The organism is Methylobacterium terricola, assembly GCF_006151805.1.
Lineage (GTDB): Bacteria > Pseudomonadota > Alphaproteobacteria > Rhizobiales > Beijerinckiaceae > Methylobacterium > Methylobacterium terricola.
Window position 1 is genome coordinate 847,071 of the sequence record NZ_VDDA01000001.1, and the last position, 22,433, is coordinate 869,503.

General features: G+C 70.5%; 23 protein-coding genes. 6 read left to right on the forward strand and 17 right to left on the reverse strand.

The window, feature by feature from the left end:
* Positions 1 to 94 precede the first annotated feature (94 nt).
* The 3 genes from FF100_RS03735 to FF100_RS03745 all read right to left on the reverse strand — a co-directional run bounded on the left by FF100_RS03735 (position 95) and on the right by FF100_RS03745 (position 3,305).
* Entirely contained in the window at positions 95 to 412 is a 318-nt protein-coding gene (locus tag FF100_RS03735; RefSeq protein ID WP_139034182.1) for a c-type cytochrome, read from the reverse strand.
* Positions 413 to 469: 57 nt separating this feature from the next.
* Positions 470 to 1,744 carry a PQQ-dependent sugar dehydrogenase gene (locus FF100_RS03740; RefSeq protein ID WP_139034183.1) on the reverse strand — a complete coding sequence of 425 codons (1,275 nt, stop codon included), beginning with the start codon at positions 1,742 to 1,744 and terminating at the stop codon, positions 470 to 472.
* A 121-nt stretch (positions 1,745 to 1,865) separates the two neighbouring features.
* Complete coding sequence (locus FF100_RS03745; protein WP_139034184.1) at positions 1,866 to 3,305, reverse strand: amidase; 1,440 nt, start codon at positions 3,303 to 3,305, stop codon at positions 1,866 to 1,868.
* A 287-nt stretch (positions 3,306 to 3,592) separates the two neighbouring features.
* Here FF100_RS03745 and FF100_RS36875 point away from each other — a divergent pair, with 287 nt between their 5' ends.
* On the forward strand, positions 3,593 to 3,739 hold the full coding sequence (locus FF100_RS36875; protein WP_171070024.1) for a hypothetical protein: 147 nt from the start codon (positions 3,593 to 3,595) through the stop codon (positions 3,737 to 3,739).
* Positions 3,740 to 3,870: 131 nt separating this feature from the next.
* On the forward strand, positions 3,871 to 4,008 hold the full coding sequence (locus FF100_RS36880) for a hypothetical protein (protein ID WP_171070025.1): 138 nt from the start codon (positions 3,871 to 3,873) through the stop codon (positions 4,006 to 4,008).
* Between the two features lie 70 nt (positions 4,009 to 4,078).
* Here FF100_RS36880 and FF100_RS03750 read toward each other — a convergent pair whose 3' ends face one another.
* The 6 genes from FF100_RS03750 to FF100_RS03775 all read right to left on the reverse strand — a co-directional run bounded on the left by FF100_RS03750 (position 4,079) and on the right by FF100_RS03775 (position 11,916).
* Positions 4,079 to 5,380, reverse strand: a complete 1,302-nt coding sequence (locus FF100_RS03750; protein WP_139034185.1) for an MFS transporter — start codon at positions 5,378 to 5,380, stop codon at positions 4,079 to 4,081.
* An 86-nt stretch (positions 5,381 to 5,466) separates the two neighbouring features.
* On the reverse strand, positions 5,467 to 7,020 hold the full coding sequence (locus FF100_RS03755) for a UxaA family hydrolase (protein ID WP_139034186.1): 1,554 nt from the start codon (positions 7,018 to 7,020) through the stop codon (positions 5,467 to 5,469).
* Positions 7,021 to 7,183: 163 nt separating this feature from the next.
* Positions 7,184 to 7,927, reverse strand: a complete 744-nt coding sequence (locus FF100_RS03760) for an ABC transporter ATP-binding protein (RefSeq protein WP_139034187.1) — start codon at positions 7,925 to 7,927, stop codon at positions 7,184 to 7,186.
* A 15-nt stretch (positions 7,928 to 7,942) separates the two neighbouring features.
* The gene (locus tag FF100_RS03765; protein ID WP_139034188.1) at positions 7,943 to 9,775 is read right to left on the reverse strand and encodes a branched-chain amino acid ABC transporter ATP-binding protein/permease; all 1,833 of its coding nucleotides are present in this window, start codon (positions 9,773 to 9,775) and stop codon (positions 7,943 to 7,945) included.
* Positions 9,772 to 10,647 (reverse strand): branched-chain amino acid ABC transporter permease, encoded by an 876-nt coding sequence (locus tag FF100_RS03770; protein ID WP_139034189.1) that lies wholly within the window; start codon positions 10,645 to 10,647, stop codon positions 9,772 to 9,774. Before FF100_RS03770 ends, FF100_RS03765 begins: the two co-directional genes overlap by 4 nt.
* Before the next feature lie 108 nt (positions 10,648 to 10,755).
* Complete coding sequence (locus FF100_RS03775) at positions 10,756 to 11,916, reverse strand: ABC transporter substrate-binding protein (protein WP_139034190.1); 1,161 nt, start codon at positions 11,914 to 11,916, stop codon at positions 10,756 to 10,758.
* 198 nt (positions 11,917 to 12,114) lie between these two features.
* Here FF100_RS03775 and FF100_RS03780 point away from each other — a divergent pair, with 198 nt between their 5' ends.
* Positions 12,115 to 13,185, forward strand: coding sequence for a malate/lactate/ureidoglycolate dehydrogenase (locus tag FF100_RS03780; protein WP_139034191.1), 1,071 nt, complete (start codon positions 12,115 to 12,117; stop codon positions 13,183 to 13,185).
* A gap of 21 nt (positions 13,186 to 13,206) precedes the next feature.
* On the opposite strand, the gene FF100_RS03785 is transcribed toward FF100_RS03780, so the two are convergent.
* Positions 13,207 to 13,620, reverse strand: a complete 414-nt coding sequence (locus tag FF100_RS03785) for a type II toxin-antitoxin system VapC family toxin (protein WP_139034192.1) — start codon at positions 13,618 to 13,620, stop codon at positions 13,207 to 13,209.
* Entirely contained in the window at positions 13,617 to 13,844 is a 228-nt protein-coding gene (locus tag FF100_RS03790) for an antitoxin (protein WP_139034193.1), read from the reverse strand. The genes FF100_RS03785 and FF100_RS03790 overlap by 4 nt, the downstream gene beginning before the upstream one ends.
* Positions 13,845 to 13,980: 136 nt before the next feature.
* Between FF100_RS03790 and FF100_RS03795 the strand changes: the two genes are divergently transcribed.
* Positions 13,981 to 15,000 carry an SMP-30/gluconolactonase/LRE family protein gene (locus FF100_RS03795; RefSeq protein ID WP_139034194.1) on the forward strand — a complete coding sequence of 340 codons (1,020 nt, stop codon included), beginning with the start codon at positions 13,981 to 13,983 and terminating at the stop codon, positions 14,998 to 15,000.
* A 258-nt stretch (positions 15,001 to 15,258) separates the two neighbouring features.
* On the opposite strand, the gene kce is transcribed toward FF100_RS03795, so the two are convergent.
* The gene (gene kce, locus FF100_RS03800) at positions 15,259 to 16,188 is read right to left on the reverse strand and encodes a 3,5-dioxohexanoate:acetyl-CoA acetone transferase (RefSeq protein ID WP_139034195.1); all 930 of its coding nucleotides are present in this window, start codon (positions 16,186 to 16,188) and stop codon (positions 15,259 to 15,261) included.
* 17 nt (positions 16,189 to 16,205) lie between these two features.
* Complete coding sequence (locus tag FF100_RS03805) at positions 16,206 to 17,081, reverse strand: 3-hydroxyacyl-CoA dehydrogenase (RefSeq protein ID WP_139034196.1); 876 nt, start codon at positions 17,079 to 17,081, stop codon at positions 16,206 to 16,208.
* 253 nt (positions 17,082 to 17,334) lie between these two features.
* Between FF100_RS03805 and FF100_RS03810 the strand changes: the two genes are divergently transcribed.
* Both FF100_RS03810 and FF100_RS03815 read left to right on the forward strand, forming a co-directional pair.
* On the forward strand, positions 17,335 to 17,997 hold the full coding sequence (locus FF100_RS03810; RefSeq protein WP_246101900.1) for a GntR family transcriptional regulator: 663 nt from the start codon (positions 17,335 to 17,337) through the stop codon (positions 17,995 to 17,997).
* Positions 17,998 to 18,014: 17 nt separating this feature from the next.
* Complete coding sequence (locus tag FF100_RS03815; RefSeq protein ID WP_139034198.1) at positions 18,015 to 18,782, forward strand: SDR family oxidoreductase; 768 nt, start codon at positions 18,015 to 18,017, stop codon at positions 18,780 to 18,782.
* A gap of 131 nt (positions 18,783 to 18,913) precedes the next feature.
* Here FF100_RS03815 and FF100_RS36885 read toward each other — a convergent pair whose 3' ends face one another.
* The 4 genes from FF100_RS36885 to purD form a co-directional block, all read right to left on the reverse strand.
* Entirely contained in the window at positions 18,914 to 19,063 is a 150-nt protein-coding gene (locus tag FF100_RS36885; RefSeq protein ID WP_171070026.1) for a hypothetical protein, read from the reverse strand.
* Between the two features lie 57 nt (positions 19,064 to 19,120).
* The gene (rarD, locus tag FF100_RS03820) at positions 19,121 to 19,987 is read right to left on the reverse strand and encodes an EamA family transporter RarD (protein WP_139034199.1); all 867 of its coding nucleotides are present in this window, start codon (positions 19,985 to 19,987) and stop codon (positions 19,121 to 19,123) included.
* Between the two features lie 126 nt (positions 19,988 to 20,113).
* Positions 20,114 to 21,022: an alpha/beta fold hydrolase gene (locus tag FF100_RS03825; protein ID WP_139034200.1), complete on the reverse strand. Its 909-nt coding sequence runs from the start codon at positions 21,020 to 21,022 to the stop codon at positions 20,114 to 20,116.
* A 69-nt stretch (positions 21,023 to 21,091) separates the two neighbouring features.
* A complete protein-coding gene (gene purD / locus FF100_RS03830; RefSeq protein WP_139034201.1) occupies positions 21,092 to 22,381 on the reverse strand; it encodes a phosphoribosylamine--glycine ligase in 1,290 nt (429 codons plus the stop codon).
* Positions 22,382 to 22,433: the final 52 nt, after the last annotated feature.

The following is a 22,433-nucleotide window of genomic DNA, read 5'->3' on the forward strand; positions in this document are numbered from 1 at the left end:
ACGCACCGACCTGCCCTTGCCGCGATGGCGAAGGCTTCGACGGCCCGTCCGGCAAGGATGCACGAAAACGGACCTTGCCGTGAGACGACGCCTCTCAGCCCGGCGGGATCACCTCGATCTGGATCCCGCTGTAATACGCCGCCAGATTCGCGATATCGGCATCCGACAGTTCCTGCGCCGCGACCGACATCACCTCGTTCTTGCGCGTCCCGTTGCGAAACTCGGTCAGCGCCTTCACCAGATAGGGCTCGACCTGGCCGGCGAGGTTCGGTGCGTCGGGGAGCTTGGAAAGGCCGTCGAGGCCGTGGCAGGCCTGGCAGCCGACCGCCTTGGCCCGGCCGGCCTTGGCGTCCCCGGCGGCTGCCGGCGCCGTCGCGGCGAGGAGCAGGAGGAGGGCGAGGGAGCGGGTCATGGGCGTCTCCTGATAGAGGAGGGGGCGACCACCGGCCGCCCCCCCTCTGACAAAAACCTACTTCTCGTAGGAGATGCGGTAGATCGCGCCGGCCGCGTCGTCCGAGACGAGCAGCGAGCCGTCGGGCAACGTCGCGACATCGACCGGACGGCCGAGATACTCGCCGCCCTCGGTCAGCCAGCCCTCGGCGAACGGCTCGGGCTTGCCGGCGGTGCCGTCCTTGTTGACCGGCACGAACATCACCCGGGCGCCGATCGGCGTGGTGCGGTTCCACGAGCCGTGCTCGGCGGTGAAGATGCCGCCGCGGTACTTCTCGGGAAACGACTTGCCCTTGTAGACGATCATGCCGAGATCGGCGGCGTGGGGCGGGAGCTCGGCCTTCGGCGGCACGACGTCGGCCGGGACCTTGTCGTCCTTGTACTCGACGGTGCGGACGCCGCCGCCGCCGTACCACGGGAAGCCGAAATTCTGGCCCGGCTTGGTGATCTGGTTCAGCTCGCCTGGCGGCTGGTCGTCGCCCATGCCGTCGACCTGGTTGTCGGTGAACCACAGGGTCTTGTCGGGCGCGAAGTCCATGCCGACCGAGTTGCGGATGCCGGTCGCGTAGACCTCGCGGTTCTTGCCGTCGGCATCCATGCGGATGATGCCGCCGATGCCGGTCTTGGCGTAGAGGTCGGCCTTGTCCTTCGGCGGGACGTTGTAGGGCTGGCCGAGCGACACGTAGAGCTTGCCGTCCGGCCCGATGCGGCAGATCCGGGCGGTGTGGTTGTAGCTCTCCTCGGCCGGCGGGATCAGCTCGCCCTGCTTGACCACGACGACCGCCGGGCCGTCCGTGCCCTCGTAGAAGAACTCGGCCGCCGGGAAGGCCAGCACCCGGTTCTGCTCGACGATGGTCAGCACGCCGTCGCGGGAGAAGCAGACGGCGTTGGGGATCTTGAAGTCGACGCCGGGTGCGTAGACCTTCACCTCGTCGGCGACGCGATCCTTGTCGCGGTCGGTGACGGTGTAGACCTTGGACTTGCGGGTGCCGACGAAAACCACGCCGGCATTCGGGCCGACCGCCATGGCGCGGGCATCCGGCACCACGGCGTAGAGCTCGATCTTGAAGCCGTCCGGCACCTTGATCTTCTGCAGGGTGCGGTTGATCGCGTCGGCGCGCCGGCCGGTCTGCGGGATCGGCGCCGGCTCGGCGACGCCGGTCTGCTTGAAGCTGCCGAGCTTCTCGAGGTTGTCGACCTTGGCCTTGGTGTCGCCGGCGGTCGTGTCCTGGGCGTAGGCAGCGCCCACGAAAGACACGCTGGCGGCGAGCGCCGCCATCAGGAAAGGCTTCATTGGGTCTCCTCCGGGTCTCGGCCGTTCGGGCGTGGCCGACCTTGTTGCCCGCCATGTATGGCGGCAGGCTCTGTCAGCGGCAAGCGCAGCGATCAGCCTATCCCGTTCGACCCGGCGCGGATCACCCGCGCAGGACCGGGGGCAGGGTGCGGTCGAAGCCGGTGACGGCCTCGTACGCCGCCGCGAGGCTAAGAAGACCAGCCTCGTCCTGGTTCCGCGCGATCAGCTGGAGGCCCATCGGCAGGCCGGCCGGATTGAAGCCCACCGGCAGGCTGATCACCGGGCAGCCGGAGAGCGTGCCCGGCACCACCACCTCCATCCAGCGGTGATAGCTGTCCATCGCCCGCCCGGCGACGGTGCGCGGCCAGGTCTCCTCGGCGGCGAACGGGAAGACCTGGGCCGCCGGCAGCGCCAGCACGTCGAAGCGGTCGAACAACCCGCGCACGCAGTGATACCAGGCGGTGCGGGTGACGCTGGCGGCGTGCAGGTCGAAGGCCGAGAGCTTTTGGCCGTGCTCGACCTCCCAGACCGCCTCGGGCTTCATCAGCGCGCGCTTTGCCGGATCGCGCCAATGGGCCGCGAGGGCCGCACCCGTGATCCCTTGCCGAAGCGTCACCCAGGCGCGCCAGATCGCCTCCGGGTCGAAGGCCGGCAGTACCGGCTCGACGACGGCGCCGTGGTCGGAGAAGGCGTTCAAACCGGCCTCGCACAGGTCGAGCACGCCGGGCTCGAAGGGGAGGTGGCCGCCGTAATCGCCGATCCAGCCGATGCGCAGGCCGTTCAGGTCCCGCGGCTTTGGCGCGGCGAAGGCGGCAGGGTCCTGCCGAATGGCGTTCGGGGTACGCGGATCGTACCCGGCCTGGACCGAGAGCAGCAGGCCGAGATCGGCGGTGCAGCGCGCCATCGGCCCGACGACGCCGAGCTGGGGCAGGAACACCTCGTCGGTGTTGCCCGGCACCCGGCCGGCGGCGGGGCGCAGGCCCAGCACGTTGTTCCAGGCCGCGGGGTTGCGCAGCGAGCCGCCATGGTCGCTGCCGTCGGCGAGCGGCACCATGCGGAGCGCCAGCGCGACCGCGGCCCCGCCGCTCGATCCGCCGCCGGACTTCGCCGGGTCATAGGCGTTGCGCGTCACGCCGAAGACCGGGTTGGTGCTGTGCGAGCCGAGGCCGAATTCCGGGACGTTGGTCTTGCCGATCAGGATCGCGCCGGCGGCACGCAGCCGAGCGACGTGAATCGCGTCGACCGCCGGCACCGTGTCGCGAAACAGCGGCGAGCCCTGCGTGGTGCGGATCCCGGCGGTGGCCGAGAGGTCCTTCACCGCGTGCGGCAGGCCGTGCAGGGGCCCGCACGGGCCGTTCTCGGCGAGCTGCCGGTCGGCGGCCTCGGCCTCGGCGAGCAGGACGTCGGGATCGCGCAAGGACACGATCGCGGTCACGGCCGGGTTGTGGCGGGCAATCTGGTCGAGATGCGCCTGCATCACCTCCCGGGCCGAGACGGCCCGGTCGCGGATGGCCCGCGCGAGGTCGGTGGCGCGCATCATGACGAGATCGGAAGGGGGCATGGCTAGGTCCTGGGGAACGTCGCCGCAGCGGAGCACGAGGGCGGGCGGCGCGACAAGCGCGCGGGGCGCAGAGGTCGAGGGATCGAGACACGCGCGCTGCAGACCGCCATTTGCTGTTGCATAGAGGCTGAGCAGCCATCCCGCGGCGACGCATCTTTGAGCGCCACCCACTGACTGTTTTCCGTCCTTTCTGCTGCGGCTCAAGGCGTCATGCTGTAGGGTGAGGCAGGGACGCCTGCGTCAGACGGGTGCCCGGAGGACACGTAACCCCGAGGGGGAGATTTCCCATGCACGACATCGCACACTCGCCAGGGACGCCGCTGCCGCAGGCCGAGAGCACTGCCTGGTGGGCCGCGATGCCCCTCGACCTCTGGGGCGTGGTTCTGGCCGTGATCGCCGCGGGTGGGCTGAAGCTCGCCGGGATCCTGCCGTAAGCGCTTCACGCCAGCGTCTTAGTCTCGCCAAAGCCCCGGATCAGCCTGCCCGGCAAGATTTTCGCAACCAACGGCCGGCACGATCCCTGCCAGGCCCGATTGCGACCCGGTCCCGTGCAGGAGGAAGATCCATGCTGATGGCTTTCGTCGGACGCCTCACCCAGCGTTGGCGGGACCTCGTCGCGGAGATCGTGGATCCGTACCGCCCGGAGCTGCACTACATGCGCGGTCCCGGCCCGCGCTGGCGCGAGCGGCACCCGGAGGTGTAGGCGTCGCCTCGCGGCGAAGACCACCCGCGCGCGTGTGGGGCGCGCGGATGGCGGCGGATGGCGGCGGCGATCAGCCGGAGACCGGCACCGCCTCGGCCAGGGTCGTCGGCCGGTCGGAGAGCCGGCTCGCCACCACGAGCCCGATCAGCGCCGAAGCCGCGATGATGAGCCCGGGCGCCGCAGTCCAGCCGGTGGCGCCGATCAGCGCGTTGGCGGCGAGCGGGCCGAGGCCGCTGAGCAGCGTGAAGCCGACATTGAGCGACAGCGCGACGCCGCTGAACCGCACCCGGGTCGGGAACAGCCCGGCGAGCAGGAAGGCGAAGCTGCCATTGGCCCCGGCCACCGCCACGGTGAGGAGCGGCAGCACCAGGAACAGGTCGGCATCGCCCCGCGCCAGCACTTGGTAGACCGGGATCACGCCGAGCAGGACGACGAGGGCGGAGACCTGCATCAGGCGGCGCGGCGGCACCCGGTCGGCGAAGAATGAGGCGAAGAGCAGCGAGGCCGACATCGCGAACAGAGCGACGTTCATCGCCATCGCCACGGTCTTGGGCGGGTACTTCAGCACCTGGATCAGGTAGGCCGGCATGTGGGCGAACAGGATGCCGTTGAAGCCCGCCGTCAGCGCCACGATGCCGATGCCGAGCAAAACCGGGCGGCGGTGATGGCGCAGGACCTCGCCGATCGGGCTGCGGGCGGCGCGGTGCTGCAGGCGCAGGAATTCAGGCGTCTCTTCCAGCGAGCGCCGCAGCACGAAGCTGACCAGTCCGACCACGCCGCCGAACAGGAAGGCAATGCGCCAGCCGTATTCGGCCATAGCGGCCGGCGGCAGCCAGGTTTGCAGGCCGAGATTGACCAATGCCGCGAGCAGCACGCCGCCATTGACGAGGCAGAAGACGATGCCGCAGGCCAGCCCCGGGCGGCGCGACGCGGTCTCGACCACGAAGGTGATCGCGCCGGGGAGTTCGCCGCCGATGCACAGCCCCTGCACGAAGCGCAACATCACGAGGAGCAGGGTCGCCCACACGCCCCAGGACACGTAAGGCGGCACCAGGCCCATGCCGAGGGTGCAGGCCGACATCGTGAAGACGGTGACCACGAACACGGTCTTGCGGCCGTAGCGATCGCCGAAATGACTCAGCACCAGCCCGCCGAGCGGCCGCGCGAGGTAGCCGACCGCGAAGACCGCCAGCGACAGGGTCAGGGCCGCCACCGGATCGCTCGCCGGGAAGAAGGCGGCGGCGATGTCCTTGGCGAAGATCCCGTAGACGATGAAGTCGTAGTACTCGAGCCCGCCGCCGAGGCTCGCCAGCAGGGTCATCTTCCATTGGCGGCGGGTGAGATCGCTCCCGCTGCCTCCATTCGGTGTCATCGTGGTGTCCTCCGGGGCATTCTTGTTGGTGTGCCCCCCGGAGGGCCCCTTAGAACGGTTCGGCCGCCGCCGCCATATCGCCGCCGCTACATCACCGCGCCGATCTGCCAGGGCACGAATTCGGCGTCGCCGTAGCCGAAGCCCTCGGACTTGGTGCGTTCGCCCGAGGCGACGCGCAGGATGGTCTCGAAGATCTGGCGGCCCTTTTCCTCGATCGAGACGCCGTCGAGCACGTCGCCGCAATCGATGTCCATGTCGTCCTGCATCCGCCGGTACATCTCGCTGTTGGTGGCGAGCTTGATCGACGGGGTCGGCTTGCAGCCATAGGCCGAGCCGCGGCCGGTGGTGAAGCACAGGACGTTGGCGCCGCCGGCGACCTGGCCGGTCGCCGCCACCGGATCGAAGCCGGGGGTGTCCATGTAGACGAAGCCCTTCGCGGTCACCGGCTCGGCGTAGCGGTAGACGCCCTCCAGCGTGGTGCTGCCGCCCTTGGCGGTGGCGCCGAGCGACTTCTCCAGGATGGTGGTGAGGCCGCCGGCCTTGTTGCCGGGGGAGGGGTTGTTGTTCATCTCGCCGCCGTTGCGGGCGGTGTAGGCCTCCCACCAGTGGATCATCTCGACGAGCTTCTGCCCGATCTCCGGCGTCGCCGCCCGGGCGGTCAGCAGGTGCTCGGCGCCGTAGATCTCCGGCGTCTCGGACAGGATCGCGGTGCCGCCCTCGGCCACCAGCCGGTCGACCGCGGCGCCCAGCGCCGGGTTGGCGGTGATGCCCGAATAGCCGTCCGAGCCGCCGCATTGCAGGGCCAGCATCAGTTCGGAGGCCGGCACGGTCTCGCGCCTCGCCTTCGCCACCGCCGGCAGCATCTCGCGGAGCGCCGCGACGCCGGCCTCGATGGTGCGGCGGGTGCCGCCGCTGTCCTGGATGGTGAAGCTGCGGAAGGTCTCGCTCTCCTCGATGCCGTAGGCGCGCTTCCAGCGGTCGATCTGCAGGCCCTCGCAGCCGAGGCCCACCATGATCACGCCGCCCATGTTCGGGTTGGCGGCGTAGCCCCACAGGGTGCGCTTGAGGATGTCGGCCCCCTCGCCCTGGATGTCGTAGCCGCAGCCGGTGCCGTGGGTGAGCGGGATGATGCCGTCGATGCCCGGGAACTCGTCGAGCAGGCCGGAGCGGCGCGCCTCCTCGGCGATGAACCGCGCCACCGTGGCCGAGCAGTTCACCGAGGTCAGCACGCCGACATAGTTGCGGGTGCCGACCTTGCCGTCGGCCCGGCGGTAGCCCTCGAAGGTGGCGCGCTGCGCCTCCGCCACCATCGCGATCGGCTTGGCTTCCTCGCAGAAGCGGTAGTCGCGGGCGAAATCGCCCTTGTCCTCGCCCAAGCCCACATTGTGCTCATGGACCCACTCGCCCGGCGCGATGCCACGGCTGGCAAAGCCGATGATCTGGCCGAACTTGCGGATCGGGCCGCCCTCGGGAATCGCCACGACCGCGAATTTGTGGCCCCGCGGCACGCGCGCCGAGGCGGTCACGCCCTCGACGGTGGCGCCGGGCACGATCGGATCCACCGCCACCACGACGTTGTCCTCGTGGCTGAGGCGCACGATGCGGGGATGGGCGGGGTGGAGCGGGGTGGGGGCGGACATCGATGGGACCTTTTGGGAAATATCTGTGACTCATACGGCCGCGTGAAGCGGTCTGGAATGTCATCGATCACCGCATGCGACACAACAGGTTGCGCGGTGCGGGCGCGCAGGCTTCCGTGTGGTGTACCGCGGCATCCCCGTCACCCCCCCCGCGACCTGATCGTCAATGCGCCAGGGCCTCCGCCTTGGCCCGCCCACCCAGATACGCCGCCCGGATGTCGTCGTTGGCCCAGAGCGCCTGCGGCTCGCCGCTCAGCACCAGCTGCCCTGTCTCCAGCACGTAGCCGCGATCGGCGACCGACAGGCCCATGCGGGCGTTCTGCTCGACGAGAAGCACGGTGGTGCCGCGCCGGCGCACCTCGGCGATGATCGCGAACACCGCCTGGACGATCACCGGGGCGAGGCCCAGCGACGGCTCGTCGAGGAGCAGGATCCGGGGCTTGGCCATCAGCCCGCGGGCGAGCGCGACCATCTGGAGCTGGCCGCCGGACAGCGTCCAGCCCAGCGCGTCGCCGAAGCGGCGGATGTCGGGAAAGAGCTCGAACATTCCCTCCGCCTCGTCGCGGATCTGGCGGGCGGACAGGCCCTTCCGGTTCGAGGCGCCGAGCATGATGTTCTCGCGCACGGTGAGGCCCGGGAAGACCCGGCGCCCCTCCGGCACGTGCGCCACGCCGCGGCGCACGATCTCCTCGGGGTTGAGGCCGAGCAGCGACTGGCCCTCGAACAGCACCTCGCCGCCGGCCGGCTTCACCAGGCCGGAGATGGTCTTGAGCGTCGTCGACTTGCCGGCCCCGTTGGAGCCGAGCAGGGTCACGACCTCGCCGGCCTCGACCGAGAACGAGATGCCGCGCACGGCCTCGATCTCGCCGTAGCGCACCGTCAGGTCACGGATTTCCAGGAGTGCCATGATCGTTCTCCTGTGTCAGGCGGGGGCGAGGTCGGTCTTGAGGCCGGCGCCCGGCCCCTCGGTGCTCTCCTGGCCGAGATAGGCCTCGATCACCGCCGGCTCGCGCAGCACCGTAGCCGTCACCCCGTCGGCAATGCGCCGGCCGAAGTTGAGCACCGTGATGTGGCTCGCCACGTCGCTCACCAGCGTCATGTCGTGGTCGATGATCAGGATGGTCAGGCCCTTGGCGGCCATCCGGCGGAGCAACGCCGTGAGCGCGACCTTCTCGCTCGAATTGAGGCCCGCCGCCGGCTCGTCGAGGAGGAGGAGCACGGGATTGCCGGCAAGCGCCCGGGCGATCTCGACCAGCCGCTGGTGGCCGTAGGAGAAGGACGAGATCGGCTCGTCGGCTCGTGCTTCCAGTCCGACAAAGGCGAGGGCGGCGCGGGCCCGAGCTTCCAGCGAGGCGCGGTCATGGGCCACGATGCCGTTGCCCGGCCGCTCGGCCCCGATGACGACGTTCTCCAGCGCGCTCATCGAGCGGAACAGGCGGATGTTCTGGAACGTCCGCCCCAACCCTGACCCCGCGCGCTGGTGCGGCGCGAAGCGGGTGATGTCGCGCCCGTTGAGCCGCAACCGGCCGCCGGTCGGGGTGTAGAGCCCCGACAGCACGTTGAGCGTCGTGGTCTTTCCGGAGCCGTTCGGGCCGATCAGCGCGTGGATGCCGCCGCGGGTCACCGTGAAGCTGACCTCGTCGACCGCCTTGAGGCCGCCGAAGTGCTTCGACAGGCCCTCGACCTCGAGCACCGGGGCGGCGGTGGCCGCGTCCTGCGTCAGGGTGAGGTCCTGGGCGCGGGGGGCGGCTTTCCGCGGCCGCAGGCGCTTCACCTGGTCGCCGAGGAAGCCCCAGATGCCCTCGGGCATGAACACCACGATCAGGATGACGGCGAGGCCGTAGATCGCGAGGTAGAGGCCCGGGATCTCCTTCAGGAAGCGGAGCCATTCGGGGATCAGGATCAGGAGCCCGGTGCCGATCACCGCGCCGACCGGCGAGCCGACGCCGCCGAGCAGCGCCATGGTGAGGAACACCACCGATTCGGCGAAGGAGAACTGGTCCGGGCTGATATAGGTGAAGCTGCCGGCGAACAGCCCGCCGCCGAGACCCGCGAGCAGCGCCCCGATGGCGAAGGCCATCACCTTGGTGCGGTAGATGTCGATGCCGGTGACGCCGGCCGCCAGCTCGTTGTCGCGCACCGCCCGCATGGCGCGGCCGAGCCGGGTCTTCGGCATCCGCCAGACCGCGTAGGCGACCGCCGCCAGCACGAGGACGCAGAGCGCGAGGTAGCTCTGGCCGTCGGTGAACAGGCCGGGGCGCTTGATGTTCGGTACGCCGTCCGGCCCGTGGGTGACCGGGATCCAGTTGATCATGATCAGCGTCAGGATCTGCTGGAACGAGATCGTCACCATGGCGAGATAGTGGCCGCCGAGGCGAAGCGTCGAGGCGCCCAGCACCGCGCCGAGGATCAGCGCCAGCACGAGGCCGATCGGCAGGCAGAGCCAGAAGCTGATCCCGAGATCGACGGTGCCGAGGCCGACCGCGTAGGCGCCGATGCCGAAGAACGCGGCCTGGGCCAGGTTGATCTGGCCGCAGAGACCCAGCACGACGGTGAGCCCGATGACCGCGATGGCGTAGGTCGCGGCCTGCATCAGGATGTTGAGCACGTAGCCGCTGAACGGCGTCGTGGCGGCGAGGAACACCGCGACCGCCACCAGGGCCGCGTAGGCGAGGGTGCCGAGGGGAAAGCCGCGGGCGGGGGAGCGGGGGGCGGACACCGGGTCCGCCGCGACGGGGCGAGGGGAGCCGGTCATGCTTTCTCCGCAATGCGTTCGCCGAAGATCCCCTGCGGGCGCAGGGCCAGGAAGGCGACGAGGACGATGAAGGCGAAGGCGTCCTTGTAGGGGACCGAGATGTAGGCGGCGCCGAAGGTCTCGATGATGCCGAGCGCCAGCCCGCCGATGATGGCGCCGGTCACGTCGCCGAAGCCGCCGATGATGGTGGCGGCGAAGGCCTTGAGCGCGATGGTGGCGCCCATCTGGATCGACACGAACAGCACCGGCGCGACCAGGATGCCGGCAATGCCGCCGAGCACCGCGCTGTAGACGAAGGTCAGCATGATCATCCCGGCGACGGGGATACCCAGCAGCGCCGCCATCTCCTTGTCCTGCGAGGTCGCCTGCAGCTTCTTGCCGATCAGCGTATGCTCGAAGAACCAGTACTGGAACGCCACCAGCACCGCGGTCACGGCGATGATCAGCAGGTACTGGGTGTCGAGGAAGACAGGGCCGACCAGGAAGCCTTGCGTCTCGAAGACCGGCGGCAGCACCTGCGGCTGCGGCCCGTAGAGCGCGAGCGTCGTGTTGGCGAGGAAGATCGAGGCGCCGATGGTCGAGATGATCACCGGCAGGTAGGTGCGGTGGCGCAACGGATAGTAGACGCCGAGGTTGAACAGCGCCCCGAGCAGGGCCATGCCGCCGATGGCGAGCAGGAACGACAGCCAGTACGGCCATTGCAGGTCGACGGCGAAGACCACCATCAGGAAGGCGGCGACCATCGAGAACTCGCCCTGGGCGAAGTTCACCACGTTGGTGGCGCGGAAGATCAGCACGAAGCCGAGCGCGACGAGCGCATAGACGGCGCCGATGCCGATTCCGGTAAAGAGTAGCTGGAGGATGAGGTCCATGCGGGCCCGCCCCGATCGGATGAAGAGGGTCGTGCCGCCGCGCGTCGGGCAGCGGCCGAGACGGCGTCGGGACGGCACACGGCCGTCCCGGTCAGGCTTTGCGAACGATCAGGCCTTGTAGAAGTCGATGCGCTTGTCGAAGACGATGTTGCCCTTGTCGTTGCGCACCACGTTGTAGCCGTGCAGGCCGTCGCCGTTCTGGTCGAAGTTGTAGGTGCCTTCCGCCCCCTCGTGGCCGCGGATGGCGAGCAGCGCCTCGCGGATCGCCTTCGGGTCGGTCTTGCCGGCGGCGTTGATGGCCTTTGCCAGCACCGTCACGGCGTCGAAGGTCCAGGACGACTGGTTGTCGGGGGCGAGCTTCATCACCGCCCGGTAGGCCTTGCCGAAGTTGCGCGCCGCGTCGCTCGATTCCTCGGCGTAATCCGCCACCCCGTAGGTGTTGTAGAGCGACGGCCCGGCGAGCTTGAGCGCCGTGACGTTGACGATCGAGGCCGAGCCGACCCAGGGCGCCTGCACGCCGAGCTGGCGCAATTGCCGGGCGAAGATGCCGAGGTCGTTCTCGAAGGTGAAGTAGGAGCCGATCACGTCGGCGCCGGACTGGCGGATCGCCAGCACCACCGGCGTGAAGTCCTGGCTCTGGTTCGTGTAGCCCTGGTCGAGCGCCACGGTGGCGCCGGCCTTGCCCAACGCCTCCGTCAGCGCCTTGGCGCCGCTGGTGCCGAAGGCGTCGGTCGAGTGGATGATCGCCCACTTCTTCTTGGCGAGCGTGCTCACGCCGTACTCGGCGATGACGCGGGCCGAGAAGCTGTCGTTCGGCCGGAAGCGGAACAGCCACGGGTTGCCGAGCTGGGTCAGCACCGGATCGGTGCCGCCGAAGGCCACGGGCTTTCCGGTCTTGAGGATGTCCGGCGCCATGGCGTGGTTCTGGGTCGAGCGGATCGAGCCCAGGAACGCCACGAGGTCGGGCTGCGAGGCGAGCTTCGAGAAGGCCAGCACCGCGCCTGGATTGGTGGTCTGGTCGTCCTCGGTGACGAGCTCCATCGGCTTGCCGAGGACGCCTCCGGCCTTGTTGACCGCCTCAAGCGCGATCTTGGCGCCGTTGAGGGCGAAGCGGCCGGCATCGGCCCCCGGCCCGGTCACCGGCAGCACCATGCCGATGCGCACCGTCCCACCCTGGGCGCTCGCCGGTCGTATGATCGACGGCGCCACGACGCCGGCAGCCGCGACCGTGGCCGCACTCTTCAGGAAAACGCGGCGCGTCGTCCTCATCGGCATGTTCCTCCCGGGGGAAATGACCGGTGCTCCGAGGCCCGGCCTTGGCCCGGATGAGACACCGGCAGCGCTGCCATGTCCATCCCCCGCGGGCTGGAAAAAAGGTGCTGTCAGGTCTGCGCCGAGCAGACTCGACCTGCGGCGTCGCGGCGGCCATTCTCCCGCGCGCCAGAACCAAGAAACCGGGAGGATTTCATGCAGATCGCCGCCAGCGGCTTGACCGCCTACGTGCAGGACATCTTCGTGCGCGAGGGCTGCTCGCAAGCCGAGGCCGAACGGATCGGGCGCTATCTTGTCGCTGCCAATCTGACCGGGCACGACAGCCACGGCGTGATCCGGGTGCCGCGCTACGTCGGCTGGCTGCGCGAGGGCGAGGTCGAGGCCGACCGGACGCCCGAGGTGGTGACCGACGGCCCGGCCTTCGCGCTGATCGACGCCCATTACGGCTTCGGCCAGACCGCCGGCCCGTTCGCGACCGAGCTCGGCATCCGCAAGGCGCGCGAGAACGGCGTCGCCATCGTGGCCCTGCGGCATGCGGGCCATCTCGGCCGCATCGGCGAATGGGCCGAGCAGGCGGCGGCGGCCGGCCTGGTCTCGGTGCATTTCGTCAACGTGGCGGGGAGTCTGCTCGTCGCGCCGTTCGGCTCGGTCGACCGGCGCTTCTCGACCGCGCCCTTCGCGGCGGGTTTCCCGGTCCAGGGCGCCGAGCCGGTGATCCTCGATTTCGCCACCTCGGCGGTGGCCGAGGGCAAGGTGCTGGTCGCCTCGCAAGGGGGCAAGGCGTTGCCCGAGGGCGTGCTGATCGAGCCGGACGGGCGCCTCTCGCGCGACCCCGCGACGCTGTACGGCCCCCTCGACGGCCCCGAGCGCGACAGCCGCAACGGCGAAGGCGCCATCCGGGCCTTCGGCGAGCACAAGGGCTCGGGGCTGGCGCTCATGTGCGAATTGCTCGCCGGCGCGCTGACGGGCTCCGGCACCGCCGGGCCGGGGACGCGGCGGTTCTGCAACGGGATGCTGTCGCTCTACATGACGCCGGAGGCCTTCGGCTCCGAGGACGCGATGGTGCGCGAGACCCGCGCCTATCTCGATTTCTTCAAGGGCGCGCGGCCGGTGCCGGGCGGCGAGGTGCTGCTGCCGGGCGAGCCGGAGCGGCGGACGCGGGCGCAGCGCCTGGCGGAGGGCGTGCCGCTGCCGGATCCCGTGTGGGAGACGCTGCTGGCGGCGGGGCGGCCGCATGGGCTGGATGGGGAGGCCTATCGCCCATAGTGCAGCGGGTCCGGGCGGCCCTCACTGGGCCGCCCAGTTCTCGATGACGAGACCGGGCACGCGACTGAACTCACCGACGTTCCCGGTCACGAGCGTGAGGTTGGCCGCGAGAGCGTGCGCGGCGATCCAGACATCGTTGTTGCCGATCAGCTGGCCTTGTCGTGCAAGTATGGCCCGGAGTTCACCATAGCGGCGGCCGGCTTCCTCGGGCTCAGCGATCGCGATCGGAACGACGGCGACCATTTGGGCAAGGACTGCGAGAGCGTTGTCCCGATCCACGCTCTTCTCCGCCCCAAAGCACAGTTCTCCGTAAGTTATAGGCGACATGACGGCTTCGCCGATGCGGAGCGCAGCCAATCGAGCGACGACCGAGGGTGGCCGCCTGCGCCGAAGCGCAATGATGACGTTCGTAGGGAGCAGGTAGCGAGGCTTCACAGGCCCTCGCGCTCCTGCGGTGGACCATCATGAAGATCGGTCAGCATATCGGCGGGCATGCTGTCGATGATGTCGAGGAGCACGGAGAGATTGGCAGGGCGCTCGCGCAGGACGACTTCCTCGCCCCGGCAAAAAATCTCGACCTCGGTGCCGTCGAAGCGGAATTCTCGCGGCAGTCTGACGGCTTGGCTGCCTCCGGACATGAAGAGCTTCGCGACAGTCATGATGCCTCCGTATATACATAATCGGTCGCCCAATCGCCACAACGGCGGTCGGCCCGTCGAAAACCACGAGACACGGCGCCCCGCTTCCGTACAATCCTCCCGTCCGGCGCGAAGACCGGACGGGAGGAGACGAGTGATGAACCGACGTGACGTCCTCGCGGGCGCCGCTGCCCTGGCCGCGACCACGGTCGCGGCGCGGGCCGAACGGCTGCCCCTCGGCGACCTGCCGGGCACCCGCTATCCCGACCCGCGGGTCGAGGCGCTGGACAAGCGCTTCCGCTACAAGGTCGGCAACGCCGCCATCGAGCGCATCGCCACCGGCTTCCGCTGGGCGGAAGGGCCGGTCTATTTCCGGGACGGCGGCTACCTGCTGTGGAGCGACATCCCCAACAACCGGATCATGCGCTGGCTCGAGAACGGCCAAGTCGGCGTCTATCGGGCGAATTCCAACTACTCGAACGGCAACACCCGCGACCGGCAGGGCCGGCTGATCACCTGCGAGCACGACAGCCGCCGGGTCACCCGCACCGAGCCGGACGGCAAGATCACGGTTCTGATCGACAAGTTCGACGGCAAGCCGCTCAACGCGCCCAACGACGTGGTGGTGGCCGCCGACAACGCGATCTGGTTCACCGATCCGGGCTACGGCATCGACGGTTTCTACGAGGGCCACAAGGACAAGGCGGAACTGCCGACCCGGGTCTACCGCCTCGATCCGGCGACCGGCCAAGCCAAGGTGGCGGCCGAGGGCATCGACCGGCCGAACGGGCTGGCCTTCTCCCCCGACGAGAAGATCCTCTACGTCGTCGATTCCGGCGCCACCCATGGCGGGCGGGCCAATATCCGCGCCTTCACCGTCGAGGGCGACCGGCTCACGGGCGACCGGGTGTTCGCGGAAGGGTTCTCGCCGGGCTTCACCGACGGCGTGAAGACCGATGTCGACGGCAACGTCTGGTGCTCGATGGGCTGGGCCGACCCCAAGGAGGACGGTGTGCGCTGCTACACGCCGTCCGGCGACCTCATCGGCAAGATCCACCTGCCGGAGACCTGCGCCAACCTGTGCTTCGGCGGGCCGAAGAAGAACCGGCTGTTCATGACCGCGAGCACGTCGGTCTATGCGGTGTATGTCGAGACGCAAGGGGCGCTGGTGCCGTAAGGGAAGGTTTTTTCCTTCATTACCCTGGACACACCGCGCGGATGAACCCTCCCCCCTCTGCGGGGGAGGGCGGCCTCCGGAGGGGGCCGGGAGAGGGGCCGCGCGACGCTGATCCAGGTATCGACATTCCTGACGGTCGCGATCGTTCCGGAAGCGGTGTCCCCTCTCCCGACCCCTGCTGACGCAGGGGTCATCCTCCCCCGCAGAGGGGGGAGGGTTCAGGCGTCGGCGCTACCCGTGCAGGGCCCGGACAAACTGCTAGAAGTTCACCCGGTCGCCGCCCTTCAGGGCCAGGATCTCGCGCGCATCGTCCGGACTGGCCACGTCGAGCCCCAGTCCCTCGATGATCTGACGGGCCTTCGTGACCTGCTGGGCATTCGACTCGGCCATCCGGCCGGGACCGATCCACAGCGAATCCTCGAGCCCGACCCGGACGTTGCCGCCGAGCGCGATCGCCTGGGCGGCGATGGTCATCTGGTTGCGGCCCGCCCCCAGCACCGACCAGCGGTAATCGTCGCCGAACAGCCGGTCGGCGGTCCGCTTCATGTGCTGGACGTCCTCCGGGTGCTGGCCGATGCCGCCGAGGATGCCGAACACGCTTTGGACGAAGAACGGCGGCTTGATCACGCCGCGATCGGCGAAGTGGGAGAGCGTGTAGAGATGGCCGATATCGTAGCATTCGACCTCGAACCGGGTGCCGTTCTCGGCGCAGGTCGTGAGGATGTGCTCGATGTCGGCGAAGGTGTTCTTGAAGATCCGGTCGCGCGAGCCCTCCAGATAGGGCTGCTCCCAGTCGTGCTGGAAGGTCTTGAAGCGCGACAGCATCGGGTAGAGGCCGAAATTCATCGACCCCATGTTGAGCGAGGCGACCTCCGGCTTGAAGTGGGCTGCGGGCCCGAGGCGCTCGTCGATGCCCATGGTCGGGGCGCCGCCGGTGGTGAGGTTCACCACGCAGTTCGAGCGCTGCTTGATCACCTTCAGGAACGGCTCGAAGGCCTCCGGCGACTGGTCGGGCTTGCCGGTCTTCGGGTCGCGGGCGTGCAGGTGGACGATCGCGGCGCCTGCCTCCGCGGCGCCGATCGCGGCCTCGGCGATCTCGTCCGGCGTCACCGGCAGGTGCGGCGACATCGAGGGGGTGTGGATCGCCCCGGTGACGGCGCACGTGATGACGACTTTCCGGTTGGCCATGGACGTTTCCTCTCGGGTCAGGACTGGGCGCGCTTGTGCGCCATCAGCGCGGCGAGGCGCGCGTCGCGGCGGCGGCTGCGCTCCGCCGCCGGGGCGGGATCGGGGCCGCCGTCCCAGGCGGCGACGATGCGGGCGGCGCTTTCCGGCGACCAGACCGAGGCCGGGGCCGGATCGGCGGCGAGCCGCCCGTAGAAGCCGCCGTAGCGGGCGGCGTAGTCGGCCACGCCGCCGGGCGCGTTGAGATCGATCGTGGCGAAGGGCCCGAGGAACGACCAGCGCAGGCCCAGGCCCTCGGCGACCGTCCGGTCGAGGTCGGCCGGGCTCACCACGCCCTCGGCGACGAGCCGGAACGCTTCCGAGAGCAGCGCCCCTTGCAGGCGGTTGAGCACGAAGCCCTCGACCTCGCGATGCACCGTCACCGGCGCCTGGCCGGCGGCCTCGTAGAGGGCGCGGGCGCGCTCGATCACCGCCGGGTCGGTCCAGGGCGCGCCGCAGAGCTCGACCACCGGCACGAGGTGGGGCGGGTTGACCGGATGGCCGACGAGGCAGCGGGCCCGGCCCGCCAGCCCCTCGGTGAACAGCGAGGCGTCGAGCTCGGAAAACAATGCGCGCTTGGCCTCGACCGTCTCGGGGCCGTTCTCCTGGACGAGGTCGGCCCCCGCCACCGCCTCCGCCAGGGTCGCGCAGGTGCGGATCCGGGCGAGCGCCGCCGGAACATCGGCCACGAGGCCATGGCCTTCGAGCTGGCGCAGGGCCTCGGCGATGTGGCCCGGCGCGGCGGCCAACGCCTCCGGGTGAAGATCGGTGAGGCGGACGGCAAAGCCCGCCCGTGCGAAGACCACCGCCCAGGAGCGGCCGATCAGCCCGGATCCGACGATCGCGACGGTCGGCATGGAAGAGGAATCCGCCGGGCGCATCACGGCGCAGCCGATCGCCGGTGCGGCGCGGAAGGGGGGCCTGGTCTCATGGTGCGTGTCCTGCCCGGTCTCGCGTCACGGTCGTTGGGGTTGCCGTGATCTGTGATCACACTTAGGCTCGCACCAAACCGCGCGCCTGTCGAGATGCCGAAGTGGCAAGCGACAGACCTAGCAAGCAGCGGGAATGCGAGGGGAGGCGGCTTTGGGGAGCATCGCCCGGATCGGCCGCGTGGCGCACGCTACCCTGGGCGCGCAGGCCTACGAATCGTTGCGCGACCTCCTGATCGCCGGCGAGCTGGCGCCGGGGGAGCGGCTGTCGCTGCGCACCCTCGCCGAGCGGCTCGGCACCTCGGTGATGCCGGCGCGCGAGGCGGTGTCGCGCCTCGTCGCCGACGAGGCGCTGGAGGTGCTGCCGAACCGGGCCGTCCGGGTGCCCGTCCTCACCCTCGGCACCTTCCGCGAGCTGACCCGGGTGCGCATCGCCGTCGAGGGTTTCGCGGCGGCGGAAGCCGCGCGGGCCATGGAGGCCGACGGCCTCGCGGCGATCCATGCCCACGACGCGGCGTTCCGGCGCGAGGTCCTGGCATCCGAGCCCGACCTCGAGCGGGGGATGCGGGCGAATCGCGACCTGCATTTCGCGGTCTACCGGGCCGCCGGCCTGCCCTCCCTCGTCACGATCATCGAGGGGCTGTGGCTGCGCATCGGCCCGGTGCTCAATCTCGACCTGCGCTCCTCGCGCCGCCGCCTCGCCGAGGGCGGGGCGCAGGTGCATCACGCCCGCCTGGTGGCGGCGCTCGCCACCGGCGACGGGGAGGGCGCGCGTGCGGCACTGGCCGCCGACATCGCCGGCAGCGCCGACTTCATCGAGACCACCGGGCGCCTCGCGCCGTAGGACACGGAGGGAACAGCATGGATATGGGATTGGGCGGTCTGAAGGTGCTGGTCACCGCGGGGGCCGGCGGCATCGGCCTCGACGTGGCGCAGGCCTTCCGGGAGGAGGGCGCGCGGGTCCATGTCTGCGACGTCGACCGCGACGCGCTGGCGGTTCTGCCAGCCGGCATCACCGGCACCTATGCCGACGTCGCCTCGCGCGAGGACGTCGCCCGGCTGTTCGCGGAGGCGGATGCGGCGCTCGGCGGGCTCGATTGCCTGGTCAACAATGCCGGGATCGCCGGGCCGACCGGCCGCGTCGAGGAGATCAACCCGGAGGATTGGGACCGCACCCTCGACATCTGCATCACCGGGCAGTTCAACTGCGTGCGCCTGGCGGTGCCGCTGCTCCGGGCGAGCGCCAACCCGTCGATCGTCAACCTGTCCTCGGTGGCGGGCCGCTTCGGCTTCCCGCTGCGCACGCCCTACGCGGCGGCGAAATGGGCGGTGGTCGGCTTCACCAAGTCGCTGTCGCGGGAGCTCGGGGCCGACGGCATCCGGGTCAACGCCGTCCTGCCCGGCATCGTCGCCGGCGACCGCCAGCGCCGGGTGCTGGAGGCCAAGGCGCAGCAGCGCGGGATCAGCTACGCCGAGATGGAGGCGGCGGCCTTCGCGGCGGCCTCGATCAAGGATTACGTCACCGCCCGCCAGCTCGCCGACCAGATCCTGTTCCTGGCCTCCCACCGGGGCAAGACCATCTCGGGGCAAGCACTGGCGGTGGACGGCGATCTGCAGATGCTGACATAGGCCGAACCTCGTTCGTTCGACGCAGGGATTGCCGCCCTCCACGGCGTCCCGGGGCCGCGCCGCGGAACCCGGGATGGCGCCCGGGGGGGGCGGTCAGGGCCGGTTCGACAAAGCCAGGCCGAGCCCTGCTGTCACGGCAGCCATCGCGCCAGGAACCCGCCCACCGCCACGGCGAACACCGCCCACGGCCCGAGCACCAGCCAGATCGGGTGCGGCCCGGCCTCGTCCCTGCTCTTCACGTCGTTCAGGATCATCGCGGCCCCCGCCGATTCGTCGCTCACGACAGGAAGCTCCGCGATTATGGTTGGACGGGGGAAGCTTGGCCGCTGGAGCTTGCGTCAGGCTGGATTGCCGCCGCTCGCCCGGCGGCGCGGCCGTGCCGCGTCGAGGGCGTAGAGCGCCAGCCCGGCCCAGATCAGCCCGAAGACCAGGGCCCGGGACGGCGGCAACGCCTCGCCGTAGACCAGCACGCTCAGGCCCATCAGGCAGGACGGGGCGATGTACTGCATCAGGCCGATCGTCGAGAGCTTGAGGCGGGCGGCCGCGGCGGCGAACCACATCAGCGGCACCGCGGTGGTGATGCCGGTGAGGATCAGGAGCAGCCATTGCCCGGCCCCCTGCCCGGGCGGGGCCGGGGCGACCGCGAGGTAGGCCAGCGCCAGCGGCAGCAGCGCGAAGGTCTCGGCGCCGAGACCCAGGATCGGGTCGATCGGCACCAGCTTGCGGATCAGGCCATAGACCGCGAAGCTGAGCGCCAGCGCCAGCGCGATCCACGGCAGGCTGCCGGCCGCCGCCACCGCCGCGGCGACCCCGAGGGCGGCCAGCGCCACCGCGGCGAGCTGCATCGGCCGCAGGGTCTCGCGCAAGACCAGGGCGCCGAGCGCCACGTTGACGAGCGGGTTGATGAAGTAGCCGAGGCTCGCGTCGAGCATCCGCCCGTTCTGCACCGCCCACAGGTACAGCGACCAGTTGCCGGCGATGATCAGGGCGGAGAGCAGCAGGACGGCGTGGCGGCGCTGGAGCGTCATGCGCGGCCCGCGGCGCAGCAGGCGCAGGCCAGCGAGCAGCAGGGCGATGAACAGGCTCGACCAGACGATGCGATGGGCGAGGATGCCCCAGGCCGGCACCCCGTCGAGCAGGCGGAAATGCACCGGGACGACGAGGCCCCAGCTCAGGAAGGCGCCGAGCGCGTAGATCAGACCCACGGATGTTTCCCCCGGGCGGCTTGGCGCCCGGGGTTCTTGTGCCGCAGGCACTTGGGCCCGGCTACGTTCCGGGACGGGGGGCCGTCCCCCGCCCGGCGCGGATCTCCCCAAGGTCAGGCGATCCGGTCAGGCCCGGAAGAACCGCTCCAGGATGGCGAGCGTCGCCTGCGGGTTCTCCTCGGCGACGAAATGGCCCGACGGGACGATCTCGAAGACCGTGCCGTCCGGCGCGAAGGTGCCGGTCCAGGCCTGCCGCACCGGGTCGATGCCGTTCTTGCCGACGAAGCGGTCGGCGACCAGCACCAGGACCGGGCCGGCGAGGCGGCGCCCTTCGGCGATGTCGGCCTCGTCGGCGGCCCGGTCGGGCCCGGCCCCGGCGCGGTAATCCTCGCAGCTCGCGTGGATGCGCTCGGGCACGTTCCAGCTCTGGCGGTAGAGGTCGAGGGCGCCGGGGGAGAAGGCGTCGAGGCTGCCGTCGCCGGTCCAGAGCCGCAGAAGCTCCTCGTAATAGGGGATCGGCGCCCGGCCGATCTCCTGCTCGGGGACGGGCGCCGGTTGCGCCAGGAACCGCCAATGCGGGTAGGCCCCGGGCTCGGATTCCATCGTCCGCCATTGCGAGACCGTGGGCACGATGTCGAGGAGGGCGAGCCGGTCGATCCGGCCCGGCTCGTCGAGGGCGAGGCGGTAGCCGACCCGGGCGCCGCGGTCATGGCCGATCAGGCCGAAGCGGACATGGCCCAGCCGCTCCATCACGGCGACCACCTCGCGGCCCATCTGCCGCTTCGCATAGGCCTCGTGGCCGGCATCCCCGGCGGGCGCCGCCGACCAGCCGTAGCCCTTGAGGTCGAGGCAGATCACCCGATGCGTGCGGGCGAGCGCCGGGGCGATCCGGTGCCAGCAGGCATGGGTCTGGGGAAAGCCGTGCAGCAGCACCAGCGGCGGCGCCTCCTCGCGGCCGCCGGCCCGGGCGAAGAAGCGCCCCTCGGCCGTGTCGATCCAGTGAGAGGTGAAGCCGGGAAACAGGTCGGCGGGCATCGGGCGCTCCCCACGGTCTTCTCAAAGCGTGCTGTCAGGGCGGACCCCCGGGTAACGCGCCAATACCGCTCAGGTCTCCCGCGCCACCGCGCGCCAGCCGATGTCGCGGCGGCAGAAGCCCTCCGGCCAGTCGATCCGGTCGAGGGCGGCATAGGCCTTGGCTTGCGCCTCACGCACGTCGCGCCCGAGCGCCGTCACCGCCAGCACCCGGCCGCCATCGGCGACGAGCCGCGCGCCGTCGCGCTTGGTGCCGGCCTGGAACACCAGGGCGCCGGCAGCCTCGGCCGCCGCGAGGTCGCGGATCTCCGAGCCCTTGGCGACGGTGCCGGGATAACCGGGAGCCGCCATGATGACCGTCAGCGCCACCTCGTCGCGCCACTCCGGCGCCAAGCCCGACAGATCGCCGTCGGCGGCGGCTTCGAGCAGCGGCACGAGGTCGGAGACGAGGCGCGGCATCAGCACCTCGCATTCGGGGTCGCCGAAGCGGGTGTTGTACTCGATCAGCATCGGGCCCTCGGCCGTCAGCATCAGGCCGGCATAGAGGATGCCGGAGAACGGCGTGCCCCGCGCCCGCATCCCGTCGAGGGTCGGGCGAATGATCCGCTCCATCACCTCGGACTCGAGCGCGGGCGTCAGGACGGGAGCGGGGGAATAGGCGCCCATGCCGCCGGTATTCGGCCCCTTGTCGCCGTCATGGACGCGCTTGTGGTCCTGGGCGGTACCGAGCAGCACGGCGCGCGTGCCGTCGCAGAGGGCGAACAGGCTCGCCTCCTCGCCGATCATGCAGTCCTCGATCACCACCTCGGCGCCGGCGGCCCCGAGCCCGCCGCCGAGCATGCTCTCGACCGCGGCCTCGGCCTGGTCCAGGGTCTCGGCCACCACCACGCCCTTGCCGGCGGCGAGCCCGTCGGCCTTGACCACGACCGGAATGCTGCCGGCGCGGAGATGCGCCAGCGCCGGAGCGACCTCGCGGAAGCGCGCGAAGCCGGCGGTCGGGATCGAGAACTCCCGGCACAGCTCCTTGGTGAAGGCCTTCGACCCTTCGAGCTGCGCGGCCGCGGCGTTCGGCCCGAAAGCCCGGATGCCGGCCTCGGTGAGGGCGTCGACGAGGCCCGCCACCAGCGGCGCCTCGGGGCCGACCACCACGAAATCCACTCCCTCGCGCCGGCAGGCGGCGATCACCGCCGCGTGGTCGGTCACGTCGAGGGCGAGGTTGGTGCCGTGGGCGGCGGTGCCGGGATTGCCGGGGGCGATCAGCAGGCGGCGGCAGCGCGGGCTCTGGGACAGCTTCCAGGCGAGCGCGTGCTCGCGCCCGCCGGAGCCGATCAGCAAGAGGGTGAGGGGGTGCTGGTCGCGCATCGCCGGTTCCGGAAACGGTGGATCTGTCTCGCGCGACGGTTTACGGGCGCCG